Source organism: Azospirillum oryzae (genome assembly GCF_008364795.1).
GTDB classification, from domain to species: Bacteria; Pseudomonadota; Alphaproteobacteria; order Azospirillales; family Azospirillaceae; genus Azospirillum; species Azospirillum oryzae.
Genome location: NZ_VTTM01000003.1, coordinates 124,017 through 146,463 on the forward strand (window position 1 = coordinate 124,017; position 22,447 = coordinate 146,463).

Here is a 22,447-nt window from a genome sequence, read left to right on the forward strand (position 1 = left end):
GACGTGAGGATCTGATTTGCTGTACCATCTGTACGACATGCAACACGCCGCCATGCGGCCGATGCGTTTCTGGGCCGAGGCTGCCCAGCACACCTTCCAGAACCCGCTGATGCCATTGTCCTACACCAAGCTTGGCCGGGCGGTCGCCGCCGGGGCCGAGCTGATGGAGCGGACGACCCGACGCTTCGGCAAGCCGGCATTCGGTCTGGCGGAGACGGTGGTCGATGGGCAGACGGTGCCGGTTACCGAGCGTTTCGTCTGGCAGTCCCCCTTCTGCAAGCTGCTGAACTTCGCCAAGCCGGAAGGCACGCCGCGCCAGCCCAAGGTGCTGCTGGTCGCCCCGATGTCGGGCCACCACGCCACGCTGTTGCGCGGCACCGTTGAAGCGCTGATTCGCGACCATGACGTCTACATCACGGACTGGATCGATGTGCGGCTGGTGCCGATATCGGCCGGGCGCTTCGACCTGGACGACTACATCGACACGGTGGCGGAGCTGATCCGCTTCCTCGGGCCGAACACCCACGTCATCGCGGTGTGCCAGCCGGCGGTGCCGGTGATGGCGGCGGTGTCGCTGATGGCGGCGGCGGACGAGCCGGTGCAGGCGCGCAGCATGACCCTGATGGGCGGCCCGATCGACCCGATGGCCAACCCGACGGTTCCGGTCAAGCTGGCGATGGAACGCCCGCTGAAGTGGTTCGAGCGCAGCGTGATCACCACGGTCCCGGTCTATTATCCGGGCGCCTTCCGCCGCGTCTATCCGGGCTTCATCCAGCTGTCGGGCTTCATGTCGATGAACCTCGACCGCCACATCAACGAGCATGTCGGCCTGTTCCGCCACCTCGTCCGCGGCGACGGCGATTCGGCCGAGCAGCATCGCCGCTTCTACGACGAATATCTGTCGGTGATGGACCTGTCGGCGGAGTTCTACCTGCAGACCATCGAGACGGTTTTCCAGAAGCACGCCCTGCCCGAAGGCACCATGGTGTCGCGCGGCCGCAAGGTGGAGCCGGCGGCGGTCCGCAAGACGGCGGTGATGACGGTGGAAGGCGAGCTGGACGACATCTCCGCCCCCGGCCAGACCATCGCGGCGCAACGCCTGTGCTCGTCGTTGCCGGACGAGATGCGCAAGACGCATTTCCAGAAGGGTGTCGGCCATTACGGCATCTTCAACGGTCGCCGCTGGCGCGAAGCGATCCTGCCGGAAATCCGCAGCTTCATCCAAAGCCACGACAGCGAGTGAGGGCGAACTGTTCCTTGCGGAGTCAGCCCCCCACCTAACCTCCCCCGCTCTCAGCGGACCTACGGTCCGCCTGCCGCGTCAGCACAAAGCGAAGCTTTGTGCGAGAGCTGGGCGGGGGAGGGACTGCCGCCCTCTCCCACATCAGCACCGGTCGCCTCCCCCGCCCAGCGGGGGAGGATTAAGGTGGGGGTCTAACTTCCGGCGTTGAAAGCTCAATCCACCATCGTCCGCGCCTCGGTGAACGCATCCATGTGCCCCAGCCCCGACGCGCCGCCGGCCTTCACCCGCATGCCGGCGGTGGCGAGGTGGAACAGGTAGCCCAGCGCGAACAGCGCCACGAACAGCCCGAAGACCAGGGCGTTGTAATAGACCATGGTCACAAGGGCCAGCACCGCCAGCACCAGCGAGATCGCCGGGAACACCGGATAGAAGGGTGCGCGGTACGGCCGTTCCAGCGCCGGTTCGGTGGTGCGCAGGCGGAACAGCGCCGCCATGCTCATGATGTACATGACGATGGCGCCGAACACCGACATGGTGACGATGTTGGCGGTCAGCGGCTGGCCGCCGATCTTGATCAGCTCGTCGGAATAGATGGCGGCGATGCCGATCACGCCGCCGGCCAGGATGGCCCAATGCGGGGTCTTGCGGGTCGGGTGCAGGCGGGCCAGCACCGGCGGCAGGAAACCGGCGCGCGACAGCGCGAAGATCTGGCGCGAATAGCCCATGATGATGCCGTGGAAGGAGGCGATCAGCCCGAACAGGCCGATCCACACCAGCATGTGCAGCCAGCCGCTCGATTCACCGACCACCGCCTTCATCGCCTGCGGCAGCGGGTCGTTGATGTTCGACAGCGCGTTCCAGTCGCCGACGCCGCCGGCGAAAATCATGGTGCCGAAGGCCAGGACCACCAGCGTCAGGATGCCGCCGATATAGGCGCGCGGCACCGTGCGCTTGGGATCCCTGGTCTCCTCCGCCGCCATCGCCGCGCCCTCGATCGCCAGGAAGAACCAGATGGCGAAGGGGATCGCGGCGAAGATGCCGCCGAAGGCATCCGCGCTGAAGCTGGGCGACCCGGCCCAGCCGTTGGCGGTGAAGTTGGCCCAGGAGAAGCCGGGATAGACGACGCCCATGAACACCACCAGCTCGATGATCGCCAGGATGGTGACGAACAGCTCGAAGGTGGCGGCGATCGACACGCCGGCGATGTTCAGCCCCATGAAGACGATGTAGGCGCCGACCGCCGCCGTCTTCGGGTCGAGCCCCGGAAACTGCACGTTCAGATAGGCCCCGATGGCTAGCGCGATTGCCGGCGGCGCGAAGACGAACTCGATCAGCGTGGCGAAGCCGGCGACGAAGCCGCCGGTCGGCCCGAAGGCGCGGTAGCTGTAGGCGAAGGGACCGCCGGCATGGGGAATGGCGGTGGTCAGCTCGGTGAAGCTGAAGATGAAGGTGGTGTACATCGCCGCGATCAGGATCGTGGTGACGAGGAAGCCCAGCGTCCCCGCCGCCGCCCAGCCGTAGCTCCAGCCGAAATATTCGCCGGAGATGACCAGCCCCACGGCGATCCCCCACAGATGGAGCCCGCTCAGGCTCTTGCTCAATTCAGGCTTCGTGTTCCCAGACATGTTGCCTCCTGCCCCTGTTCAAAGGCTTTGAAAGTCACGGCATTGGTGCCGATGGCGGCGCTCTCTCACGACCGGTCGGTCAGTTGCTTTTTGTCGTTGTCCGGACCGGCAAGGGACGGGGCGTCCTCCTTCAGGGCGACCCCCGTCAGCTTCAGCCGCGCCGCCTCGGTGGCGAGCCAGCACAGCTTGTCGGCGGCCGTCTGGATCGACAGGCCGCCGGCATGGACGTTGGAAATGCAGTTGCGTTCGGAATCGGCGCGGCCGGGTTTGGGATCCCAGGTCAGATAGACCCCCAGCGAGTCCGCGGCCGACAGGCCGGGCCGCTCGCCCACCAGCAGCGCCACCAGCCGGGCGCCCATGGCCGACGCCACCTCGTCGCCCAGCGCCACGCGGGCCTGTCCGGCCAGCACCACCGGCCCGATGCGCAGATGCCCCAGCCGCGCCACGCAGGCATGGACCAGCGGCGCGGCATTGACCTGCACCGCGGCGGCCGACAGCCCGTCGGCGATCACGAACAGCAGGTCCCACTCCCCCGCCGGCAGCCCGGCGGCACTGGCCGGATCGAGCCGGCGGCCGAGGTCGGGGCGGCGCAGATAGGTCGGCCGATCAGGCGCGGCGCTGTGGACGCGCAAGCATTCAAGCGGCGACAGGTCGGCGGCCAGCCGGTCGAAGTCGACGGCGCTGTGCACCGCGTCGCGGGCACGGGCATGGGCAAGCTGGAATTCCAGCAACGCCTTGGTCGGCAGGGCGTCGCCGCTGCGGCCGAGCGCGATGCGGGCGCGGGTGGCGCTGCGGAAGCGCGCCCACGGATCCTTTTGGGTGTCGCTCATCAGGCCGCACTCCCCAGCAGGGCGGAGACGACGAGGCTCTGGTCGGGCCAGGGCGGCAGGCGGCGCTGCTCGTCGAGCCAGCCGGCCTTGTCCAGCCACGCTTCGAACTCCGGCGCCGGCGGGCGTTTCAGCAGATGCCGCAAGCCGAGCACGTCGTGATAGGACAGGCTCTGGTAATTCAGCATGACGTCGTCGGCGCCGGGCACCGCGATCAGGAAATTGACGCCCGCGGTCGCCAGCATCGTCATCAGGACGTCCATGTCGTCCTGGTCGGCCTCGGCATGGTTGGTGTAGCAGACGTCGCAGCCCATCGGCACGCCCAGCAGCTTGGCGCAGAAATGGTCTTCCAGCCCGGCCCGGGTGATCTGCTTGGCGTCGTACAAATACTCGGGGCCGATGAAGCCGACCACCGTGTTGACCAGCAGCGGGTCGAAGGCGCGGGCGACGGCATAGGCGCGGGTTTCCACCGTCTGCTGGTCGACGCCGAAATGGGCGTCGGCCGACAGGGCGGACCCCTGCCCCGTCTCGAAATACATGACATTGTCGCCGATGGTGCCGCGCTTCAGCGATTTCGCGGCCTCCTGCGCCTCGGCCAGCAGCGACAGGGTGACGCCGAAGCCGGTATTGGCCTTTTCGGTGCCGGCGATGGACTGGAAGACCAGATCGACCGGCGCGCCCCGCTCCATCGCCTGCATCGTCGTGGTCACATGGGCCAGCACGCAGGACTGCACCGGGATGTCGAAGCGGGTGCGCACGGCGTCCAACATCTCCAACAGCGCGATGCAGGCCGGCACATTGTCGGTCGCCGGGTTGATGCCGATCACCGCGTCGCCGATGCCATACAGCAGCCCGTCGAGCGTGGAGGCGGCGATGCCGGTCGGGTCGTCGGTCGGGTGGTTGGGCTGCAGCCGGCTCGACAGCCGCCCCGGCAGCCCGACCGTGGTGCGGAAGCGGGTGACGACCGAACATTTGGCGGCGACGCAGACCAGATCATGGTTGCGCATCAGCTTGGACACCGCCGCCACCATCTCCGGCGTCAGGCCGGGGGCGAGCGCCGCCAGCGCCGCGGTGTCGGCGTCATAGGACAGCAGCCAGTCGCGGAACTGTCCGACCGTCATGTGCGCCACCGGCCGGAAGGCCTCGGCATCATGGCGGTCGATGATCAGGCGCGTCACCTCGTCGGTTTCGTAGGGGACCAGCGCCTCGGTCAGGAAAATCTTCAGCGGCAGGTCGGCCAGCACCATGCGCGCCGCCACCCGCCGTTCGTCGCTGTCGGCGGCGATGCCCGCCAGTTCGTCCCCCGACCGCCGCGGCGAGGCGCAGGCCATCACCGCCTTCAGATCGTCGAAACGGTGGCGCTGCCGCCCCAGATCGCGATGGTACCCAGCCATGCCGGCCTCCCGCCCGTCTCATCCTGGGACGAGAGTGGCACGGACAAAGCGGATGGCAGTTGACCGTAGAACACAAAATGCGGGGATCCGCGTTGGGAGATAGCCCGTCCGCGCCTTCCCAAGCACAAGCGGAAGCGTCAGCGGAGCAATCGGCTAGGCGGCCGAACCAAGGCCCGGCCATGCCGTTCCCTATCGCACCGCAGCGCGCCGCCCCTCAGCGGACGCCGCGCGCCACAAGAAGGAGACCGTCATGTTGACGCTGTTGCGCACTGCCGTCCTGGTCCTGCCGCTGGTCGCCGTGGCCGCCTGCCACAAGGACGGTCCGGCCGAACGGGCCGGCGAGTCCATCGACAACGCCGGCCAGCGCGTGAAGGACGCCATCGACCCGCCGGGTCCGGCGGAAAAGGCCGGCCGCGCCATCGACCGGACGGTGAACTGAGGTCCTTATCGAAACCGGACGGCCCGTTCAGCGGGCGGCGAGGTCCCGCCCCCGCCCCACCGGCTGGACGCCCGACACCTCCAGCAGCAGTTTGCTGAGAATCGCGTCGGCGAAGGCGTCGAAGTCGCGGGCGGGCACCAGGAAGGCGCCGGGGCCACCGATGACATGGTCGCGGTAATAGCCCTCCAGGTCGTTCGGCGCCGCGCCGCCCCACGGGTTGGGCCGGTCGTTCAGGATCGGCAGCCCGTTGATGGTGATGCCGCGGGCGACCGCAGCGTCGCGCGCCTCCTCCACCGGGCGGCCGCGGTTGTTCTCGCCGTCCCCGGAAATGTCGATGACCCGCCGCATGCCCTCGAACCCGTTGTTCTCGAACAGCGGAACGGCATAGTCGATGGCGGCGCTGATCGAGGTCCATTGCTCCGTCATCATCGGCGCCTCCGCCACCATGGCGGCGAAACGCTCGACGCTGACCGGATCGCTCAGTTCGGTCCAGGCGACGACGACGTGCTGATGGCTCTCGCCCGCCCATTCCACATAGGTGGCGGCGACCCGGCCGAAGGGGCCGCCGCGGATCGCCGCCTGCACCTTCGGGTTCAGCAGGGCCTGGACATAGCCGTTGCGCTGCAGCTTCGCCTCGTCCGGGTCGACACTGCCGGACACGTCCACCGCCAGGATCAGTTCCAGGTCCACCGGCATCTGCGCCGCTGCCGGAACCGCGGATAAGCACAAGCATAAAGGAGCGACGACAAGCAGCGAGGCGAGGAAGAAGGCACGGCTATGGGCCAAGAGACGGTATGCACGCATACGCACCCTCCTTCTCGCCACCGGTGTCCTGGCTGCCACGCCGGAAGAAGGGCCGCGCCGGACGAAGGATTGAGGATTGGTATGCGAAGCTTCTCTGTCCATGCCCCGCCGGGCTATTCCGGCGGTTGCGAACGGCCAGTGCGGGGTACTCCACGCCGCCCGCCGGACTTGGGGCCCGGCGGCAAACCGCAGCGGTCGGGGGCTTCGCACCGATAGGGAGGTGACAAAACGCCGATTGCCTGCGTAGCTTACTCCTTAAGGGGTAGCCCGTAAGGCAGCGCCTTGCCGTCCGTCCCCCTCCCATTCCATGTTCCGAGCAGCCACAGACGTGCCTCCTGCCCGCTCGCTCCCCGGCCATACCGCCGCACCGGTTCCGCACCGGTGGGCTGGCCGGCTGTCATGGTTGACCGGCGCGGCGCTGGCGGCCGGCTGGACCGTCATGGCGACGGCCCAGACCCTGCCCCCGCCGCTGCAGTCCGCCGGGCTGACCGTACCCGCTCCACCAAAGCCGAAAGTCCCGGTCGGGCAAACTCCGGCCGGACAGACTCCAACTGGACAGGCACCGGCCGGACAGGCACCGGGTGGGCGCCCCGCCGACGCTCCCGGCACCTGCGCCGATCACGAACCGGCGGGCCAGGCCGTCCTCGATGCCCTGTCCGGCGGGGACGAGGCGTTCGCCGAACTGGCCCGCCGGTCGCCGGCGGACGCCTTCCGCTGTTCCAGCCTGTTCCCCGGCGAGGCGGCGCTGGCCGCCCTGCGCGGGGCGGCGGCGCTGGCGCCTTTCGACGCGGTCGGAGCCGCGGACCAGATGATCGGCCGTCCCGGCGGCGCGGCGATCGTCGCCCTCGCACTGGACCTCGGACTGCTGTCGCGGGCGCTCGACACCGGGCTGCCCTTCTACGAAACGCGGCACGAACTGCGCAAACGCCTGGGCAAGCCCGAGCTGCGGGCGCTGGAGAGCCAGGCGTCGAAGGCGCTTGCCGCCTCGCTCGCGCGCGATCCGGCCGCGATGGCGCCGAAGATCGGCGCGCTGCTCGACGACATGGTGGACGATCCGCCGGCCGACCGCTTCCGCATCGCCATGGCGCTGTCGGCGGAGGATTTGCTCGGGCTGATCGCGCGGATCGGCCCGCAGCTCTACACCTCCTCGCTCGACGGGCTGGTCAACATCCTGCAAATCCAGCTCAAGCAGGAGCGGCGGAGCCTTCTCGACCTCGCGCGCGGCGAGCGGACACGGCCGCTGTGGGCCGACTTCTTCGTGGCGACGGTCGGCGGCGGCCGGGCGGCCAGCCTGTTCGGCACCAATCCCGCCACCGCGCGGGAGTTGATGCGCGAGAGCCTGCGGGCTCTGCTGCCGGCCCAGGACGCGCCGGTGCCCGGAGCCGACGCCGCCATGGTGATCGGCGCGCTGGCCGACGCCATGGACCTGGACAACCGCGCCGTCCGCGCCGCCCTGGAGGACGAACTGGCGGCCTGGTACCGCGGGAGCGGCGAGACGCCGGCCGGCGGGACCGGCGAGACGCCGGCCCGGGGGACCGGCGAGACGCCGGCCCGGGGGACCGGCGAGACGCCGGCCCGGGGGACCGGCGAGACGCCGGCCCGGACCATGGCCGGACTTGCCGGCAGCCTGCATGCGATGCGCCTGTCGGGCCGCCCGGCCACCCCGGCTTTCGAGGCCGAACGGTTCCTCCAGCGCCATCCGCCGGCCGCCCTGCCCGTCCTGACCGGGCAGCGCCTGTTCCGCAACGGCATCAACGTCCAGCGGATGACCTTCTACGACGACCCCGACGGGCGGGCCTCCTTCCGCGGCTTCCTGCGGCAGCATCGTGCCCAGGGCTGGGCGCTCCACAGCCAGTCCGGCTTCACCGTCGCCGTCAGCCCGGACCGCCACGGGCGCAGGATCGTCATCGTCGCCGACGAGCCCGGCGCCCACGATGCCGGCCGTGCCGCCGCCTGGGACTGGATGGCGCGCGAAGGGCTGACCCCGTCCATCGTCATCCATCGCGGCCACAGCTATCACGAGGACTCCACCATGACGGAGATCGCACCGGCCACGGCGCTGGTCTTCTGGGGGTCCTGCGGCGGGCACACGCGGTTGCGCGCCACGCTGGAACGCGCGCCCGACGCGCTGGTGCTGGCGACGCAGAACATCGGCGTGTCGACCGTCAACGAGGCCCTGCTGGGCATCATCGAAAACCGGCTGCTGGCGGACGGCGCCATCGACTGGAACGGGGTATGGCGCGAGGCGCAGGGCCGCATTCGCGACCGCCGCTTCGCCTCCTACAAGCGGCCGGACCAGGATTCGGCGAACCTCGCCTTCCGTGCCTGGCAGGTGCGGGCGGCGGCGCCCTGAGCGGGAACGCCCGGGCCGGCCATCCTCGCCGCCGAGCATGGCTGTGTTTCGCCGGAGCCGCTTGCGGCGGAGCCGGACACATGCTGCTGTGGTGCGGCAGATTGCTGCACGCCCCCGGTATCCCCGCTCTTGAGGCTCCCCAATCATGATGTGGCAGACGCTCGCCTTCTTCTTCGCCACCGCCTTCGTGATCTCGGCGACGCCGGGGCCGAACATGCTGCTGGCGATGAGCCTCGGCCTGCGCTTCGGCGCGAAGCGTGCCGCCTGGGGAGGCGCCGGGATGTGCGCGGCGCTGGCGGTGATGGCGGCGCTGTCGGCCTTCGGGCTGGGCGCCCTGCTCTCCACCTCCGTCCTGGCCTTCGAGATCGTGCGCTGGGCCGGCGTCGCCTACCTCACCTGGCTCGGCATCGCCGCATGGCTGGCGCCGGTGGAACAGCCCGGCGAGCGTGGCGCCGCGGCCGCCGCATCGGGAGAGGGCACGCCCGTCCGCCTGTTCCTGCGCGGCGCGCTGGTCGCCTTCAGCAATCCGAAGGCGCTGGTGTTCATGGGCGCCCTGTTCCCGCAGTTCATCGACGCCGCCGCCCCGCTGGCGCCGCAGTTGATGGCGCTGGTCGCCACCATGGTGGTGATCGAGTTCGGCTGGATCATGGCCTATGCCACCGGCGGCGACCGGCTGGCGGCGAAGCTGACCACCGTGTCGGCGGCCAAGTCGCTGAACCGTCTGACCGGCGGCCTGATGATTGGCGCCGGTGGCTTGCTGGCGCTTGCCCGCCGGGTCTGACCCGCCCGCCCCTTCCTCCCATCCCCGAAAAGAAAAAGGGCCGCGCAATCGCGCGGCCCTATAGTTTAGGGAGGAAACGCCCCGAGAATGGGCAAGGCCAAGATATGCTGCGGCGCACACGAACTGGTATTACCAATGCTGAATGGTAGCCATGCGCCGCAGGAATGGGCCCATGCAGCAATATGCATTCTCAGCAATAGAGCGCGCCCCCGGTTACAAAAATTTCACGGAACCGCCGCGCCGCGGTCATCGCCCATCCCACTAATGCTTCGGTTCGCCGCCTCTGCCGAAAGGCTTAGCCCTTGTAGATGCGGCGGTGCGAAACATGCGGCCGAGGAACGGTGCGATGGCGATCCCAGTCCTGCGCAGCCTGACGCTGAAGCAGGCGATTCACGCGGTTCTCGCCGCCTTCGTCATCGGCCTGACCATCACCGCGGCCGAATTCGCCTGGACCGCCACCCGTGAGCGGACCGTGGCCCTGGCCCAGGTGGCGGACGCCGTCGCCCTGGTCGATGGGCCGGCCGCCAGCGCCGCCTGGCTGATCGACGCGGAGCTGGCCGGGCAGGTGCTGCAGGGCATGGTCCGCGCCAACGCCGCCTGGGCCGAGATCCGGCTGGGCGACGGCACCCTGCTCGCCCGCCGCGAACGCCCGGCCGGACCGGCGAGCCTGCTGGAGCGCGCGGCGACGGCGCTGCTGTTCATCGACCGGCCGGTCGTGACCCATGACCTGACGACCCCGGCAAGCGCGCCGAAGGGCGCGGACAATCCCCGCATCGGCACGCTGATCGTCGGCATCGACACCGGGCGGGCGGCGTCCGGCTTCCTCGCTTACGTCTCGGCGGCGCTGGTGGCGGGGACCCTGCGCAACCTGCTGATCGGGCTGGCGATGGCGGCGGTGTTCCACCGGCTGCTGACCCGGCCGCTGCTGCAGATCGGCCGGGCGGTGGCGCGGATCGACCCGGAAAAGCCCTATGGCCAGCCGCTGGCCGTGCCGCGCGGCCATGCCGACGACGAGCTGGGCTTCGTCATCGCCCGCTTCAACCACACCCTGACCCTGCTGGAACGCGAGCATGACGAACTGCGGCGGCTGGCGACGCGCTGCCCGCTGACCGGGCTGGCCAACCGGGCGCTGCTGCTCGACCGGCTGGACCACGCCATCGAACTGGCGAACCGCGCCCGCGAACCGGACGCCGGCCGGTTGGCGGTGCTGTATGTCGATCTCGACCGCTTCAAGCGGGTCAACGACAGCCTTGGGCACGGCGTCGGCGACCTGCTGCTCTGCCGGGTGGCGGAGCGGCTGGGCGCCAGCGTGCGCCGCTGCGACACCGTCGGCCGGCTGGGCGGCGACGAGTTCCTGGTGGTGCTGGAGCGCGTCGCCGACCGCGACGAGGCGGCGATGGTGGCGCAACGGCTGCTCGACGGCCTGTCCTCCCTGCGCGAGGTGGGGGAGCATCGCGTCCACCTCACCGCCAGCATCGGCATCGCCGTCCATCCCCTGCAGGGCAACGGCGAATCGCCCGACAGCACCGGCCTGATGCGGATGGCCGATTCGGCGATGCAGGCGGCCAAGACGGCGGGCGGCGACCGTTTCGTGTTCTACACCCGCGACATGACCGACCGCGCCGAGACCCGGCTGCGGCTGGAATCCGGCCTGCGCGAGGCGGTTGCGGCGCGGGCCTTCGAGCTGGTCTATCAGCCGAAGATCGAGGCGGCGAGCGGCCGGCTGACCGGCTTCGAGGCGCTGATCCGCTGGCGGCACGAGGGGGCGGCGATCTCCCCCGCCGACTTCATCCCGGTGGCAGAGGATACCGGACTCATCATCGAGATCGGCCGCTGGGTACTGGAGGAGGCCTGCCGCACCGCGACCCGCTGGGCGCTGGACCATGGCCCGGTGCCGGTGGCGGTCAACGTCTCCGCCCGCCAGCTCGCCGACCCCGGCTTCGCCCGGCTGGTCGAACAGGTGCTGCAGCGCCACGGCACCCCGCCCCACCTGCTGGAACTGGAGATCACCGAAACCGTCATCATGAAGGACGTGCGCCACCATCTGCCGACGCTGAACCGGCTGCGGGCGCTGGGGGTGCGCATCGCCATCGACGATTTCGGCACCGGCTATTCCTCGCTGGCCTATCTGCGCCAATTGCCGGTCGATGTGCTGAAGATCGACCGCAGCTTCGTCAACGACCTGCCGCACGCCCCCGACATCGCCTCCACCGTCATCGCGCTGGCGCAGCGGCTGCTGCTGTCCACCGTGGCGGAGGGGGTGGAGACCGCCGAGCAGCGGCACTGGCTGGCGGAGGCCGGCTGCGACTGCCTGCAAGGATTTCTGATCTCGCGTCCGCTGGCGGCCGAGGCGGCGGAAGCGATGGTGATGACCGCCTTCGCCCGCGACGAGGCGCTGCCCATGACCGCCTGAGGGCACCGCGTGAGACCGGAGGTCCGGTCAACGCGCGGCGGAGGTCCGGTCAAGACAGGCCGCCGCCGGCCGGCTATGGTCGCCTCCCTCGCGCCAACCGACCGACACGCATCATGACCGTCTCCGCCACTCCCTCCTCCGCCATGGCCGACCGCCGATCCGTCAACCGCGCCACGCTGGTCGGATTCACCGCCATCCTGCTATGGGCGACGCTGGCACCGCTGGCGACGCTGGCCTCGATGGTGCCGCCGTTCCAGCTGGTGGCGACCTCCTTTTTCCTGGCCTTCCTGGTCGGCAGCGGCTGGACCGCGTCGCGCGGCGACAACCCCTTGCGCTATTTCCGCCAGCCGGTTGCGGCCTGGGCGCTGGGGGTGGGCGGGCTGTTCGGCTTCCACTTCCTTTACTTCATGGCCCTGCAGGCGGCGCCGCCGGTGGAGGCCAACCTGATCAACTACCTGTGGCCGCTGCTGATCGTGCTGTTCTCCGCCCTGCTGCCGGGGGAGCGGCTGCGGTCCTGGCATGTCGGCGGCGCGCTGGCCGGGCTGGCGGGCACGGTGCTGCTGATCGCGCGCGGTGGGACCGGCAACTCCGTGGGCGGCTTCTCCATCGACCCGGCGCATCTGCCGGGCTATGCCGCCGCCCTGGGCAGCGCCGTCACCTGGGCCGGCTATTCGGTGCTGCGCCGTCGGCTGGGCCAGATCGGCGAGGCACCGACCGACGCGGTCAGCGCCTTCTGCCTCGTCACCGCGATCCTGTCGCTGCTCTGCCATCTGGCGCTGGAGCGCACGGTGTGGCCGGAGACCGCTGCCGGCTGGGGGGCGATGCTGCTGCTGGGGCTGGGCCCGGTGGGGGCGGCCTTCTTCGTCTGGGATTACGGCGTGCGCCACGGCGACATCCGGGCGCTGGGGGCGCTGTCCTATCTGGCGCCCTTGTTGTCGACCCTGCTGCTGGTCCTGTTCGGCCTAGCCCCCAACTCCGGCATCATCTGGGTGTCCTGCGCCCTGATCGCCGGCGGGTCGCTGCTCGCCAGCAAGGACTTGCTGCGGCGGAGGTAAGAGCAACCGGAGAACAGCCTCCCGCTTGAACAGAATCGGCATGAATGCTACCCAGAGGACATGCCGATCACTTTCCATCCCCGCCGTGGCTCGATTCTCATCTGCGACTTCGATACCGGTTTCCAACCCCCGGAGATGATCAAGGTCCGGCCGGTCGTGGTGGTTTCCGCTCGTCGCCGTCGTGGGCCGGGCCTGTGTACCGTGGTGCCCTTGAGCAGCGTCGAGCCGGACCCTCTCGAACCGTATCACCACCAATTGTCGCCAATCGCCTATCCGCCAGCTCGGGGAGCGATATGGGCCAAATGTGATATGGCAGTGACGGTTTCTTGCAGTCGTCTCGACCGGGTCAAAGTGAAACTATCGAATGGACAACGACAATACCTAGTTTACACAATGCCTGCCGATGACATGACTGCAATCGACAACTGCCTCCGGATCGCGCTCGGTCTGTAAAGGCTTAGCTAACGCGCAAACTTCTCTCACTGCAAGGCCTTGACTATCCGCGAGAAAAGTCACCATATAGTGACGTTCCCGCACTGTCGGCATTTGTCGGCAACGGGCTTGGAAGACCACGGGCGACCGTGGCAGGTTCCGGCAGATGGCGATGACAAGCTGGCCGGGACCTCAAGAATCGGGCCTCACCGGAAACGGTGAGGCCCTTGTCATTTCTCGGTCCTCTTCTCGGCCTCAAGCCTCCACCCCATGCGCCGCAGCCGCAACCTCGTGACGGGCGCGGTCGGCGCCGGCCAGCCCGTTGAAGTACCAGTTCAGCGCCACCGCGGTCAGGGTGCCCAGCAGGATGCCGCTGTGCAGCAGCGGCGACAGGAAGGCCGGCATCTGCGAGAAGAACTTGTCGGATACCAGCGGGATCAGTCCGACGCCGACGCTGACCGCCACGACGATCAGGTTCTCGCGCCGGTTGGCGAAATCGACCTGCGACAGGATCTTCACCCCGGTCGCCGCCACCATGCCGAACATCACCAGCCCGGCCCCGCCCAGCACGAAGGCCGGCACCGACGCCACGATATGGGCCAACTTCGGCAGCAGCCCCAGCTGAAGCAGGATCAGCCCGCCCGCCGCGCAGACCCAGCGGCTGCGCACGCCCGTCACCCCGACCAGCCCGACATTCTGCGAGAAGGAGGTGTAGGGAAAGGTGTTGAAGACGCCGCCGATCAGCGTGCCCAGCCCGTCGGTGCGCAGGCCGCGGACCAGATCCTCCCGGCTCACCGGGCGGCCGACCATGTCGCCGACGGCCAGGAACATGCCGGTCGACTCGATCATCACCACGATCATCACCAGTGACATGGTCAGGATGGCGACCGGATCGAACACCGGCATCCCGAACTGGAAGGGCTGCACCGCCGCCACCCAGGGCGCTTCCGCCAAGCCTTTGAAATCGACCATGCCCAGCGCCATCGCCAGCGCCATGCCGGCCACCAGCCCCAGCAGAACCGCGACGTTCCGCACGAATCCGCGGCCATGCTTCATCAGCGCCAGGATCGTCAGCAGCACGAAGGCGGCCACGCCCAGAAAGGCCGGATCGCCGAAGCGCGGGTTGCCGACCCCGCCGCCGGCCCAGCCCACCCCCACCCGCATGAGCGAAATGCCGATGATGGCGATGACGCTGCCGGTCACCACCGGCGGGAACAGCGGCAGCAGCCGGCCGACCAGCGGCGCCGCCAGGATGGCGAAGATGCCCGACCCGATCACCGCGCCATAAATCCCCAGCAGACCCAGCGACGGGTTGGTCGCCATCGCCACCATCGGCCCGACGGCGGCAAAGGTGACGCCCATCATCACCGGCAGGCGGATGCCGAAGCGCCAGACCCCCACAGCCTGGATCAGCGTGACCACGCCGCAGGCGAACAGGTCGGCGTTGATCAGCATGGCGATCTGGTCCTTGGGCAGCTTCAGCGCCCCGCCGACGATCAGCGGGACCGCGATGGCCCCGGCATACATCACCAGCACATGCTGCAGCCCCAGCGCCAGCAGCCGCCAGGGCGGCAGGACCTCGTCGACGGGATGGACGTCAGGAGTGATGGCGGCGCTTTTCATGGCGGAAGCCTTGCTGTCCGGTGGATCGGCTTCGTTCTGCATGGGGCGTGCCGTTCCGGTCCGCCCCGGATCAAGCCCCGGCTCCGTCCGCTCCTGCACAATGTCTGGGCACACTCCGGCGATCCCTGCCCGCGGAGGTGGCAAATCCCACGCGGTTTTTTGCCGCGCCCGGCGGGAAACCCCGATGCTGACTGCTTTATTCTTTAACGATCGGTGCGTACAGTCGCTGTTGCCTACCCCTTTCGCGCAACCCGAAGCCGAGCGTCGCGATGAGCAAGTCGATCGAGGGTGTATCCAACTGGATGCACATGTTCCGCTGGATCGTGAAGCTGATCCGCGACGAATATGGGGTCGACGAGGCTCTGCTGACCCGCAATGCGACTCTGGAGACCGATATCCAGCTGTCGATCGATCAGGTCGAACAGGTCCTGGAATACATTTCCGAAAGCTTCGCAATCCGCTTTCCCGAAGGGACGCTGGACGAGCTGGTGAAGCTGGAGGAGCTTTGCCTGCTGGCGAGCTGGATCAAGGGCTATTACAAGCGCCCCGAATTCATCTCCGACGCGTTCGAGGCCCGCTGCCGCAGCATCAACCAGATCGCAGCCTGACCATGACCGACCGGATTTCCTCTTATCCACCCGGCTTCACGTGGGGCGTTTCCACCTCCGCCTACCAGATCGAGGGCGCGACGGCCGAGGATGGGCGCGGCGCCAGCATCTGGGACGTCCGCTGCCGCACCCAGGGCGGGGTGGTGAACGGCGACACCGGCGACATCGCCTGCGACCACTACCACCGCATGCCGGAGGATGTGGCGCTGATGAAGGGGCTGGGCGTCGACGCCTACCGCTTCTCGGTCTCCTGGCCCAGGGTGATGCCGCGCGGCAAGGGCGCGGTGAACGATGCCGGGCTGGACTTCTACGACCGGCTGATCGACCGGCTGCTGGAGTCCGGGATCGAACCCTGGCTGTGCCTCTACCATTGGGACCTGCCGCAGGCCCTGCAGGATCTGGGCGGCTGGGCGGCCCGCGACTGCGCCGGCTGGTACGCCGACTATGCCGCGCTCTGCGCCCGGCGCTACGGCGACCGGGTGAAGCGCTGGATCACCTTCAACGAATTCTCGGTCTTCACCCTGTTCGGCTACGCCATCCCCTGGGCGGCGCCGGGCATCGTCGACCGGGCGCAGCATCTGCGCGCCATCCACCATGTCAACCTCGCCCATGGCGCCGGGGTGGACGTGCTGCGCGACATGGTGCCGGGGGCCTCCATCGGTGCCATCCACAACCGTCAGGTCGTGATCCCCGAGACCGACACGCCGGAGAACCGCGCCGCCGCAGCATTGCTGGACGAGCATTGGAACCTGGTCTTCTGCGATCCGCAGATCCTGGGTCACTACCCGCCGCAGACCGCCGCCGCCATCGAGCCCCATGTCCAGCCCGGCGACATGGCGCGCATCGCCCGGCCGGTGGACTGGTTCGGGCTGAACCACTACGGCCCGATCTTCGCCAAGGCCGACCCGGCCCGGACCTGGGGCTATGGCTGGGGCGACGCGCCGCCCGATTCGCCGACCCACGGCGTCGGCTGGGCGATCTTCCCCGACGCCTTCCGGGACGAGCTGCTGACAATCCAGCGCCGCTACCGCCTGCCCATCGTGGTGACGGAGAACGGCTGCGGCGGCAGCGACACCGTCAGCCCCGACGGCAGGGTCCACGACCCGCATCGCATCAACTACCTGACCATCTACAACGCGGCGATGCGCGACGCGATGGCCCAGGGCGCCGACGTGCGCGGCTATTTCGTCTGGTCGCTGCTGGACAATTTCGAATGGGGCAGCGGCTATGGCCAGCGCTTCGGCATCGTCCACGTCGATTTCCAGACCCTGGCCCGCACACCGAAGGATTCGGCGCGCTGGTACGCGGAGCTGATCCGGGCGGCGAAGGCGTGACGGTCATCCGGACTGGTTCCGCTTTGCGTTACGGTAACGCTTGACGGAACCAATCCGCTTTCCTAGGTTTATCGCAGTGATCAAGACCTTCGCCGATAAGCGGACCGTGGCCCTGTTTCTCGGCAAGCCGATCAAGGGAGTGCCATCCGACATTGCACTGCGTGCCCATCGCAAGCTGATCATGATCGACAAGTCGGCTCTGCTGGACGATCTGTGCAACCCGCCGGGCAATAAGCTGGAACCGCTGGAAGGTGACCGTGCCGGCCAACACAGCATCCGCGTCAACAAGCAGTGGCGCATCTGCCTGACATGGGTCGACGGTGACGCCTATGATGTCGAGTTCTGCGATTATCACGACTGAGAGGATCGACATGACCATCCGCCGCGAACAGCTTGAGGCCGGATATCCGGACCTGTCGGATGTCGTCGATGTCGCCGCCATCCCCTTTGCGCCCATCCATCCCGGTGAAATCCTGCGGGAGGAATTCCTGGCGCCGAAGGGGATTTCCGCCTACCGCCTTGCCAAGGACATCGGCGTTCCCCTTACCAGGATCACGGCGATCCTGGAAGGCAAGCGCGCCATCACCGCCGACACCGCCTTGCGCCTCTCGCGCTACTTCCGCATGTCCGAAGGGTTTTGGGCCAGTCTTCAAGCCCATTACGACATCGAGGTCGCCAAACGCGCGCTCGGCGACCGGCTCGATACCGAAGTGAAAGCTTTGGAAGCCGCCTGACGGCCATTCCTCCCATCAGCGCCGCTGCACTTCCGCGCAGACGCCCTCCGCCCCGTCCGGTGCCTCAACCAGCGCCGCCATACCGCGCAGAAGCAGGCTGTGGCCGGCGGGAACCGGCAGCGCCTCGCCACCGTCCGGCATGACGGTCAGGGTTCCGGCCAGCGCATGGACCAGCAGCACGTCGCCGGCGACCCGGTGGCCGGCCTGTCCCGCCAGCAGCGTCAGGGTGCCGGTTGCCGACGCGCGGTCGAGCATCAGGTTCACGTCGCGGATCGGGCCGGCGGTCGGTTCGCACCAGACCGGCGCTTCGCCGGCGAAGGCGAAGGCGGGATCCAGGCGGCGGCGTTCGACCGGCGGGGCGCCATCGACCGACAGGCGCATGCCGTCGCCCTCCACCACCGCGATCAGCCGGTCATAGCCGGGAAAGGCGGAAAAGGGGCCGGGTTCGACCACGTCGGCGATGCTGACGCGCCAGACGAATCGCCCGTCGGCGGCCGGTTCCACCGCCAGTTCGGTGGTGACGCCGCCGCCATTCTTCCAGGGAACGCGGCGATGGTCCGCCGGGGTCAGGCGCGTGATGGACGGGTCTTTGGACTGCAAGGGTCTGCTCCGGAACGGATCGGCTCCGCCCGGTCATAGCACAGCCGACAGCCCGGCTTCACACGAACAGGCTGAAGCTGCCCATCAGTTTCTGCGTGCCCGTCTGGCCGGTGGGGATGGAATTCATGCTGCCGATGGCCTGATTCAGACCATCGAGCGTCGCCTGCTGGCCGGTGGTGAGCGCCAGGCCGGTGTCGCCCTTGGCCGGCGGCTTGGCCACGGTGTCGTAATCCTGGCTGTAATTGCCCATGACCAGCTGCAGCGCGTAATTCTTGGGGTCCTTGTCGGACTGGCCCTTGTCGCGGGTCACGCGCAGGGTGTAGTCGCCCTTGTCGATCGACAGATTGCCGGCCTGCAGCTTCCTGAAGGCGGTATAATTGTCGCCGGCCTTCGGGTCGCTGTCGGCCATCACCCGGCCAAGCCGGTTCATCAGCTGGACATGCACACCGTCGTCGCCGACCTGCCCCATGGTCAGCTCGCCCTTGGTGACGACCTTGAACTTGTAGAAATCCACCTTGTCGTTCGCCGACATCGTGCTGGCGACGTTCAGGCGGGTGGTGTTCTTGGAAATCACGCCGATGTCGGTCGCGCCGCCACTGGTGTTCAGCGCCGACTTCCTCACCGTCTTGGAGTATTCCTTGACCTCGCCGACCGCCTGATTGCTCTGCGATTTCTTGATCGCCTCGACCGCATTGTTGATCGAGGCGTTGAGGCTGGACACCAGGGAGTTGACGCTTGAGAGAGCATCATCCGCCATGATCAGTCATCCTTCTTCCGATCCGATCCCCGCGCCCGAAACCAAGTCCGAAAACCCGATCCGAACGCCGTTCGAGGAGCACCAAACAAGAGGTACGGCCGGCTGAGCCGTAACCCGGACACGTCTGCCCTAAGGGAGTATACGACAACAGCCGGCGGAACATAGGCAGGATTCGTGATTTTTTTGGTCGAAAGTCCGGATGCGGGACCTGCACGCCACGGTCGGCGGCCCCATCCGGCTCAGGACCGCGGTTTTTCCCCCTGGTCCGGCAGCGACTCCGACCGGGTGCTTCCGGCCGTTGCGGCCAGGGCTGCCGGCTGCGGGGACGACTCGGCGGCCCCCGATGCGGCGGAGTCTTCTGCGATCAGATCGGCGATCGGGCAGTGGGGCGGCTGGGTGGGGCCGGTGACGACATCGAAATCGAACATGACAACCTCTCTTGCGGATGGTGAGGCCGCCCGGGTCGCCCGTGTTCGGATTTTCAGGATGTGAGGCCCATCAAGGGCCGGGGTCACAAACACGAAAGCCGCCGCGGGTCGGTCCGGGCGGCTTCGGGAGTGAGCGACAGATGCGCGTTCCTAGGCCGCCGAACGAAACCAGCGGCCAAAATATCGGGAACGTCCAATGGACGTGATGGAAAGCGTCTGTTGCATGGGGGCGACCATAACGCGCGGTTGCCGCTTCGCCAAGGAGGATTTTTGCCAAGGGATATTTTGCCGGTCAGCCCGCCTTCCGCTCGCCCACCGTGTCGGCGACATAGGCGTCGCGCCGGCCCATCGGACGGGCGGAGCGGCCGTCGCGGGCGGTGGTGTCGCGGGCGGTCTGGTGCTCGATCTCCGCGTTCAGCTCCGCCCCCATCAGCACGACGTAGGAGGTCAGGTTGAACCACAGCAGCAGGATCACGACGGCGCCGACCGAGCCGTAGGTCTCGTTGTAGCTGCCGAAATTCGACACATAGATCGAGAAGCCCAGCGACCCCAGCAGCCAGACCACGGTCGCCACCGCCGATCCCCAGCTGACCCAGCGCCATTGCGGCTCGCGGCGGTCGGGGGCGTAGCGGTAGAAGACGGCCAGCGCCAGCACAATCGTCACCGCCAGGATCGGCCAGCGGGCGAGGCTGGCGATCCAGCCGATCGGCGTGTCCTTCAGCCCGATGATGTTGATGGCGGCCGGAACGGCGACGATCATCGCCATGGCGAGAATGACGAACAGCAGGCCCGCCACCGTCAGCCCCATCGACAGCATTGCCAGCTTGATGAAGCCGCGCGTTTCCTTCTCGCCATAGGCGATGTTGAGCGCGGACACCATCGAATTGGTCCCGCGCGAGGCGCTCCACAACGTCAGCAGCAGGCCGAAGATCAGGCCGAAGCCCAGCCCCTGCGACGGGGTGGTCGCCACCTTGCGCGCCTGGTCGCTGACGATGGACAGCGCCTCCGGCGGCAGCAGGCTGCCCAGCTGGTTCAGCTGGTTCTCGATCATCGCCGGGTCGGCGACGAGGCCGTAGATCGACACCAGCGCCGCAACGGCGGGGAAGATGGCGAGCAGGGCGTAATAGGCGACGCCGGCCGCCAGCATCGACACGTTGTCCTTGCTCTGCTCATCCCACACCCGCAGCAGGATGTCCTTCCACCCCTTCTTGGGGATGTCCGACGGGCTGTCCGCCGACCGGCCGCGGCCGTCCCCGCTGCCGTCATTCGCGGCGCGTCCGCCCGCGCCGTTCCGGTGCTCATAGTAATGGCGTCGGCTCAGCCCCAGCATGCCCCGCCCTCCTCAGACCACGGCTTCGCGCAGCGCGCCGACGCGATGGCGCGCCGTTTCGATGGCGTGGAACTGGGCGCCGATGACGACCTGCAGATGGTCGTCCGGCGCATCGCGCAGGGCGTCGCGGAACAGCGACAGCGTGCCGTCCAGCCCGCCCTCCAGCCGGGCCAGCAGGTCGCCGCGCGCCCCCGGCCCGCCGGCCCCGGCCATCACGCTGCGCGCGCTGACCTCGGCCAGTCCATGCATGGGCGACCAGACGCGCCCCCCATCCCCGGCGGTTTCGATCCAACCGCCGCCGGTGCGCAGTTCGGCGTCCAGCGCCATCGCGCTGCGGTCGAGCTGGTCGGCCAGATCCTCCAGACGGGCGGACAGGGCCGTATCGGCGATGGTCATGTCGGCGCGGCGGAAGGCTTCCGAGCCGTCGCGGCAGGCGGCGATCAGGTCGGTCAACAGATGCCGGCTGTGCGGGTCGAGGTGCCGGCCATGGGGATCGTAATCGTCGAACCCGGTGGTCGCTTCCGGTGTGCGGGCGACCGCCACGGCAAGCCAGAGGGCGCCGACGCCCATCAGCGCCACCGGGATCGGGTTGGCGCGCACCGCGCGGGCGATGCGGCCGGACAGGCCGTCGCCGCCGCCCTGGATCACGTCGCGTACTACCTGCACCACGCCGCCGGACATCTGGCCGGGCGACAGGCGGAACTCGATCTCGTCGATCACCGAGTCCATGCGGGCGCGGATCGACTGGATCTCGTGCTCGATCTCTTCCGGCCGGCGGCCCTGGGGGGAGGTGGCTGTGGCGGCCGCATCGGACGGAGCGGCGGACGGAATGGCGTCGTTGTGATGGGTCATGCCGGGCGTCTCCTGTGGGGGCTGCCGGCTTGCAACACCAGGAGACGCCGATTGTTCCGGCCGCGCCGGCCCGGACCCCACCCGGTCAGCCCGCCAGATCAGGTCACATGCTGGGCGAAGGCCATGACCTCCATGCTGCCCTGCCAGATCATGCGGACGGCGACATAGACGATGACCGCCAGCCCCAGATAGGCGATCCAGTGGAAGCGGTTCAGCAGCCGCGCGATCACCGTCGCCGCGGCGCCCATCAGCGCCACCGACAGCAGAAGGCCGATGGCCAGCACCCACAGATGCTCGCGCGCCGCGCCCGCCACTGCCAGCACATTGTCGAGCGACATCGACACGTCGGCGACGATCACCTCCCAGATGGCGGTGCTCACCGCCTTGCCGCCCCCGGCGGGTGCGGCGGCATCGTCGCCGTCCTCGCCCATCAGGGCGGCGGCCTCCGCCTCCTCTCGCTGGCTGCGCAGTTCACGGAACAGCTTCCAGCACACCCACAGCAGCAGCAATCCGCCGGCCAGCGTCAGCCCGATGATGTCCATCAGCCGGGTCGCCGCCAGCGCGAAGCCGATGCGCAGGACCACCGCGGCGGCGATGCCCCAGAAGATCACGCGGGCGCGATTCTCCCGCGCCACCCCGGCGGCGGCCATGCCGACGACGATGGCGTTGTCACCAGCCAGCACCAGGTCGATGAACACCACCTGGGCAAGCGCGATCAATTCCGGAATCAGCGAGTCCACGGTCTGTCCGTCGATTTTCAGTTGAGAAGATGCGGGCGTGGAAGGCCCGCCCTATAGCGCGTGAACACGCGGCGG

General features: G+C 68.5%; 22 protein-coding genes. 11 read left to right on the plus strand and 11 right to left on the minus strand.

Translation table 11 applies throughout. The features are described from left to right. Positions 1-16: 16 nt before the first annotated feature. The gene (locus FZ938_RS12065) at positions 17-1,243 is read left to right on the plus strand and encodes a polyhydroxyalkanoate depolymerase (RefSeq protein WP_149198738.1); all 1,227 of its coding nucleotides are present in this window, start codon (positions 17-19) and stop codon (positions 1,241-1,243) included. 212 nt (positions 1,244-1,455) lie between these two features. Here the strand turns inward: FZ938_RS12065 and eat are convergent, their stop codons facing one another. The 3 genes from eat to FZ938_RS12080 all read right to left on the minus strand — a co-directional run bounded on the left by eat (position 1,456) and on the right by FZ938_RS12080 (position 5,089). After that, a complete protein-coding gene (eat, locus tag FZ938_RS12070; RefSeq protein ID WP_149198739.1) occupies positions 1,456-2,868 on the minus strand; it encodes an ethanolamine permease in 1,413 nt (470 codons plus the stop codon). A 65-nt stretch (positions 2,869-2,933) separates the two neighbouring features. After that, positions 2,934-3,698 (minus strand): ethanolamine ammonia-lyase subunit EutC, encoded by a 765-nt coding sequence (gene eutC / locus FZ938_RS12075; protein WP_149198740.1) that lies wholly within the window; start codon positions 3,696-3,698, stop codon positions 2,934-2,936. After that, the gene (locus FZ938_RS12080) at positions 3,698-5,089 is read right to left on the minus strand and encodes an ethanolamine ammonia-lyase subunit EutB (protein ID WP_149198741.1); all 1,392 of its coding nucleotides are present in this window, start codon (positions 5,087-5,089) and stop codon (positions 3,698-3,700) included. Before FZ938_RS12080 ends, eutC begins: the two co-directional genes overlap by 1 nt. Before the next feature lie 250 nt (positions 5,090-5,339). Here FZ938_RS12080 and FZ938_RS12085 point away from each other — a divergent pair, with 250 nt between their 5' ends. Then, a complete protein-coding gene (locus FZ938_RS12085) occupies positions 5,340-5,528 on the plus strand; it encodes a hypothetical protein (protein WP_149198742.1) in 189 nt (62 codons plus the stop codon). 27 nt (positions 5,529-5,555) lie between these two features. Here the strand turns inward: FZ938_RS12085 and FZ938_RS12090 are convergent, their stop codons facing one another. Next, complete coding sequence (locus FZ938_RS12090; protein WP_246457324.1) at positions 5,556-6,224, minus strand: DUF1194 domain-containing protein; 669 nt, start codon at positions 6,222-6,224, stop codon at positions 5,556-5,558. Between the two features lie 436 nt (positions 6,225-6,660). Between FZ938_RS12090 and FZ938_RS12095 the strand changes: the two genes are divergently transcribed. The 5 genes from FZ938_RS12095 (at position 6,661) to FZ938_RS12115 (ending at position 13,387) form a co-directional block, all read left to right on the plus strand. Next, a complete protein-coding gene (locus FZ938_RS12095) occupies positions 6,661-8,685 on the plus strand; it encodes a hypothetical protein (protein ID WP_246457325.1) in 2,025 nt (674 codons plus the stop codon). A gap of 145 nt (positions 8,686-8,830) precedes the next feature. Further along, positions 8,831-9,466, plus strand: coding sequence for a LysE family translocator (locus FZ938_RS12100; protein WP_149198744.1), 636 nt, complete (start codon positions 8,831-8,833; stop codon positions 9,464-9,466). A 346-nt stretch (positions 9,467-9,812) separates the two neighbouring features. Further along, entirely contained in the window at positions 9,813-11,879 is a 2,067-nt protein-coding gene (locus FZ938_RS12105) for a putative bifunctional diguanylate cyclase/phosphodiesterase (RefSeq protein ID WP_149198745.1), read from the plus strand. A gap of 113 nt (positions 11,880-11,992) precedes the next feature. Continuing rightward, complete coding sequence (yddG, locus tag FZ938_RS12110; protein ID WP_149198746.1) at positions 11,993-12,934, plus strand: aromatic amino acid exporter YddG; 942 nt, start codon at positions 11,993-11,995, stop codon at positions 12,932-12,934. A 60-nt stretch (positions 12,935-12,994) separates the two neighbouring features. Then, on the plus strand, positions 12,995-13,387 hold the full coding sequence (locus FZ938_RS12115; RefSeq protein ID WP_149198747.1) for a type II toxin-antitoxin system PemK/MazF family toxin: 393 nt from the start codon (positions 12,995-12,997) through the stop codon (positions 13,385-13,387). Positions 13,388-13,621: 234 nt separating this feature from the next. On the opposite strand, the gene FZ938_RS12120 is transcribed toward FZ938_RS12115, so the two are convergent. After that, positions 13,622-15,031: a nucleobase:cation symporter-2 family protein gene (locus tag FZ938_RS12120; RefSeq protein WP_149198748.1), complete on the minus strand. Its 1,410-nt coding sequence runs from the start codon at positions 15,029-15,031 to the stop codon at positions 13,622-13,624. A gap of 227 nt (positions 15,032-15,258) precedes the next feature. On the opposite strand from FZ938_RS12120, the gene FZ938_RS12125 reads away from it, so the two are divergent. From FZ938_RS12125 to FZ938_RS12140, 4 genes are all read left to right on the plus strand, one after another. After that, positions 15,259-15,597, plus strand: a complete 339-nt coding sequence (locus tag FZ938_RS12125) for an acyl carrier protein (protein WP_085091864.1) — start codon at positions 15,259-15,261, stop codon at positions 15,595-15,597. Positions 15,598-15,599: 2 nt separating this feature from the next. Further along, complete coding sequence (locus FZ938_RS12130; protein ID WP_149198749.1) at positions 15,600-16,931, plus strand: GH1 family beta-glucosidase; 1,332 nt, start codon at positions 15,600-15,602, stop codon at positions 16,929-16,931. 76 nt (positions 16,932-17,007) lie between these two features. Continuing rightward, a complete protein-coding gene (locus FZ938_RS12135; RefSeq protein WP_149198750.1) occupies positions 17,008-17,292 on the plus strand; it encodes a type II toxin-antitoxin system RelE/ParE family toxin in 285 nt (94 codons plus the stop codon). 10 nt (positions 17,293-17,302) lie between these two features. Further along, the gene (locus tag FZ938_RS12140; protein WP_149198751.1) at positions 17,303-17,665 is read left to right on the plus strand and encodes a HigA family addiction module antitoxin; all 363 of its coding nucleotides are present in this window, start codon (positions 17,303-17,305) and stop codon (positions 17,663-17,665) included. 15 nt (positions 17,666-17,680) lie between these two features. Here FZ938_RS12140 and FZ938_RS12145 read toward each other — a convergent pair whose 3' ends face one another. The 6 genes from FZ938_RS12145 to FZ938_RS12170 form a co-directional block, all read right to left on the minus strand. Further along, positions 17,681-18,265, minus strand: a complete 585-nt coding sequence (locus tag FZ938_RS12145; RefSeq protein WP_149198752.1) for a HutD/Ves family protein — start codon at positions 18,263-18,265, stop codon at positions 17,681-17,683. Between the two features lie 58 nt (positions 18,266-18,323). After that, positions 18,324-19,022, minus strand: a complete 699-nt coding sequence (locus FZ938_RS12150; protein WP_149198753.1) for a hypothetical protein — start codon at positions 19,020-19,022, stop codon at positions 18,324-18,326. 239 nt (positions 19,023-19,261) lie between these two features. Beyond that, a complete protein-coding gene (locus tag FZ938_RS12155) occupies positions 19,262-19,450 on the minus strand; it encodes a hypothetical protein (RefSeq protein ID WP_149198754.1) in 189 nt (62 codons plus the stop codon). Between the two features lie 292 nt (positions 19,451-19,742). Further along, positions 19,743-20,780: a YihY/virulence factor BrkB family protein gene (locus FZ938_RS12160; RefSeq protein WP_149198755.1), complete on the minus strand. Its 1,038-nt coding sequence runs from the start codon at positions 20,778-20,780 to the stop codon at positions 19,743-19,745. A gap of 12 nt (positions 20,781-20,792) precedes the next feature. After that, positions 20,793-21,632, minus strand: a complete 840-nt coding sequence (locus FZ938_RS12165) for a DUF3618 domain-containing protein (RefSeq protein ID WP_149198756.1) — start codon at positions 21,630-21,632, stop codon at positions 20,793-20,795. A gap of 98 nt (positions 21,633-21,730) precedes the next feature. Further along, positions 21,731-22,372 (minus strand): YjbE family putative metal transport protein, encoded by a 642-nt coding sequence (locus FZ938_RS12170; RefSeq protein WP_149198757.1) that lies wholly within the window; start codon positions 22,370-22,372, stop codon positions 21,731-21,733. Between the last annotated feature and the right edge of the window lie 75 nt (positions 22,373-22,447).

Coding starts and splice junctions, on each gene's coding strand:
- eat (WP_149198739.1), bottom strand. CDS start 2,868: ATGTCTGGGAACACGAAGCCTGAATTGAGCAAGAGCCTGAGCGGGCTC.
- eutC (WP_149198740.1), bottom strand. CDS start 3,698: ATGAGCGACACCCAAAAGGATCCGTGGGCGCGCTTCCGCAGCGCCACC.
- FZ938_RS12080 (WP_149198741.1), bottom strand. CDS start 5,089: ATGGCTGGGTACCATCGCGATCTGGGGCGGCAGCGCCACCGTTTCGAC.
- FZ938_RS12085 (WP_149198742.1), top strand. CDS start 5,340: ATGTTGACGCTGTTGCGCACTGCCGTCCTGGTCCTGCCGCTGGTCGCC.
- FZ938_RS12090 (WP_246457324.1), bottom strand. CDS start 6,224: ATGCCGGTGGACCTGGAACTGATCCTGGCGGTGGACGTGTCCGGCAGT.
- FZ938_RS12100 (WP_149198744.1), top strand. CDS start 8,831: ATGATGTGGCAGACGCTCGCCTTCTTCTTCGCCACCGCCTTCGTGATC.
- FZ938_RS12105 (WP_149198745.1), top strand. CDS start 9,813: ATGGCGATCCCAGTCCTGCGCAGCCTGACGCTGAAGCAGGCGATTCAC.
- yddG (WP_149198746.1), top strand. CDS start 11,993: ATGACCGTCTCCGCCACTCCCTCCTCCGCCATGGCCGACCGCCGATCC.
- FZ938_RS12115 (WP_149198747.1), top strand. CDS start 12,995: ATGCCGATCACTTTCCATCCCCGCCGTGGCTCGATTCTCATCTGCGAC.
- FZ938_RS12120 (WP_149198748.1), bottom strand. CDS start 15,031: ATGCAGAACGAAGCCGATCCACCGGACAGCAAGGCTTCCGCCATGAAA.
- FZ938_RS12125 (WP_085091864.1), top strand. CDS start 15,259: ATGAGCAAGTCGATCGAGGGTGTATCCAACTGGATGCACATGTTCCGC.
- FZ938_RS12130 (WP_149198749.1), top strand. CDS start 15,600: ATGACCGACCGGATTTCCTCTTATCCACCCGGCTTCACGTGGGGCGTT.
- FZ938_RS12140 (WP_149198751.1), top strand. CDS start 17,303: ATGACCATCCGCCGCGAACAGCTTGAGGCCGGATATCCGGACCTGTCG.
- FZ938_RS12150 (WP_149198753.1), bottom strand. CDS start 19,022: ATGGCGGATGATGCTCTCTCAAGCGTCAACTCCCTGGTGTCCAGCCTC.
- FZ938_RS12155 (WP_149198754.1), bottom strand. CDS start 19,450: ATGTTCGATTTCGATGTCGTCACCGGCCCCACCCAGCCGCCCCACTGC.
- FZ938_RS12160 (WP_149198755.1), bottom strand. CDS start 20,780: ATGCTGGGGCTGAGCCGACGCCATTACTATGAGCACCGGAACGGCGCG.
- FZ938_RS12165 (WP_149198756.1), bottom strand. CDS start 21,632: ATGACCCATCACAACGACGCCATTCCGTCCGCCGCTCCGTCCGATGCG.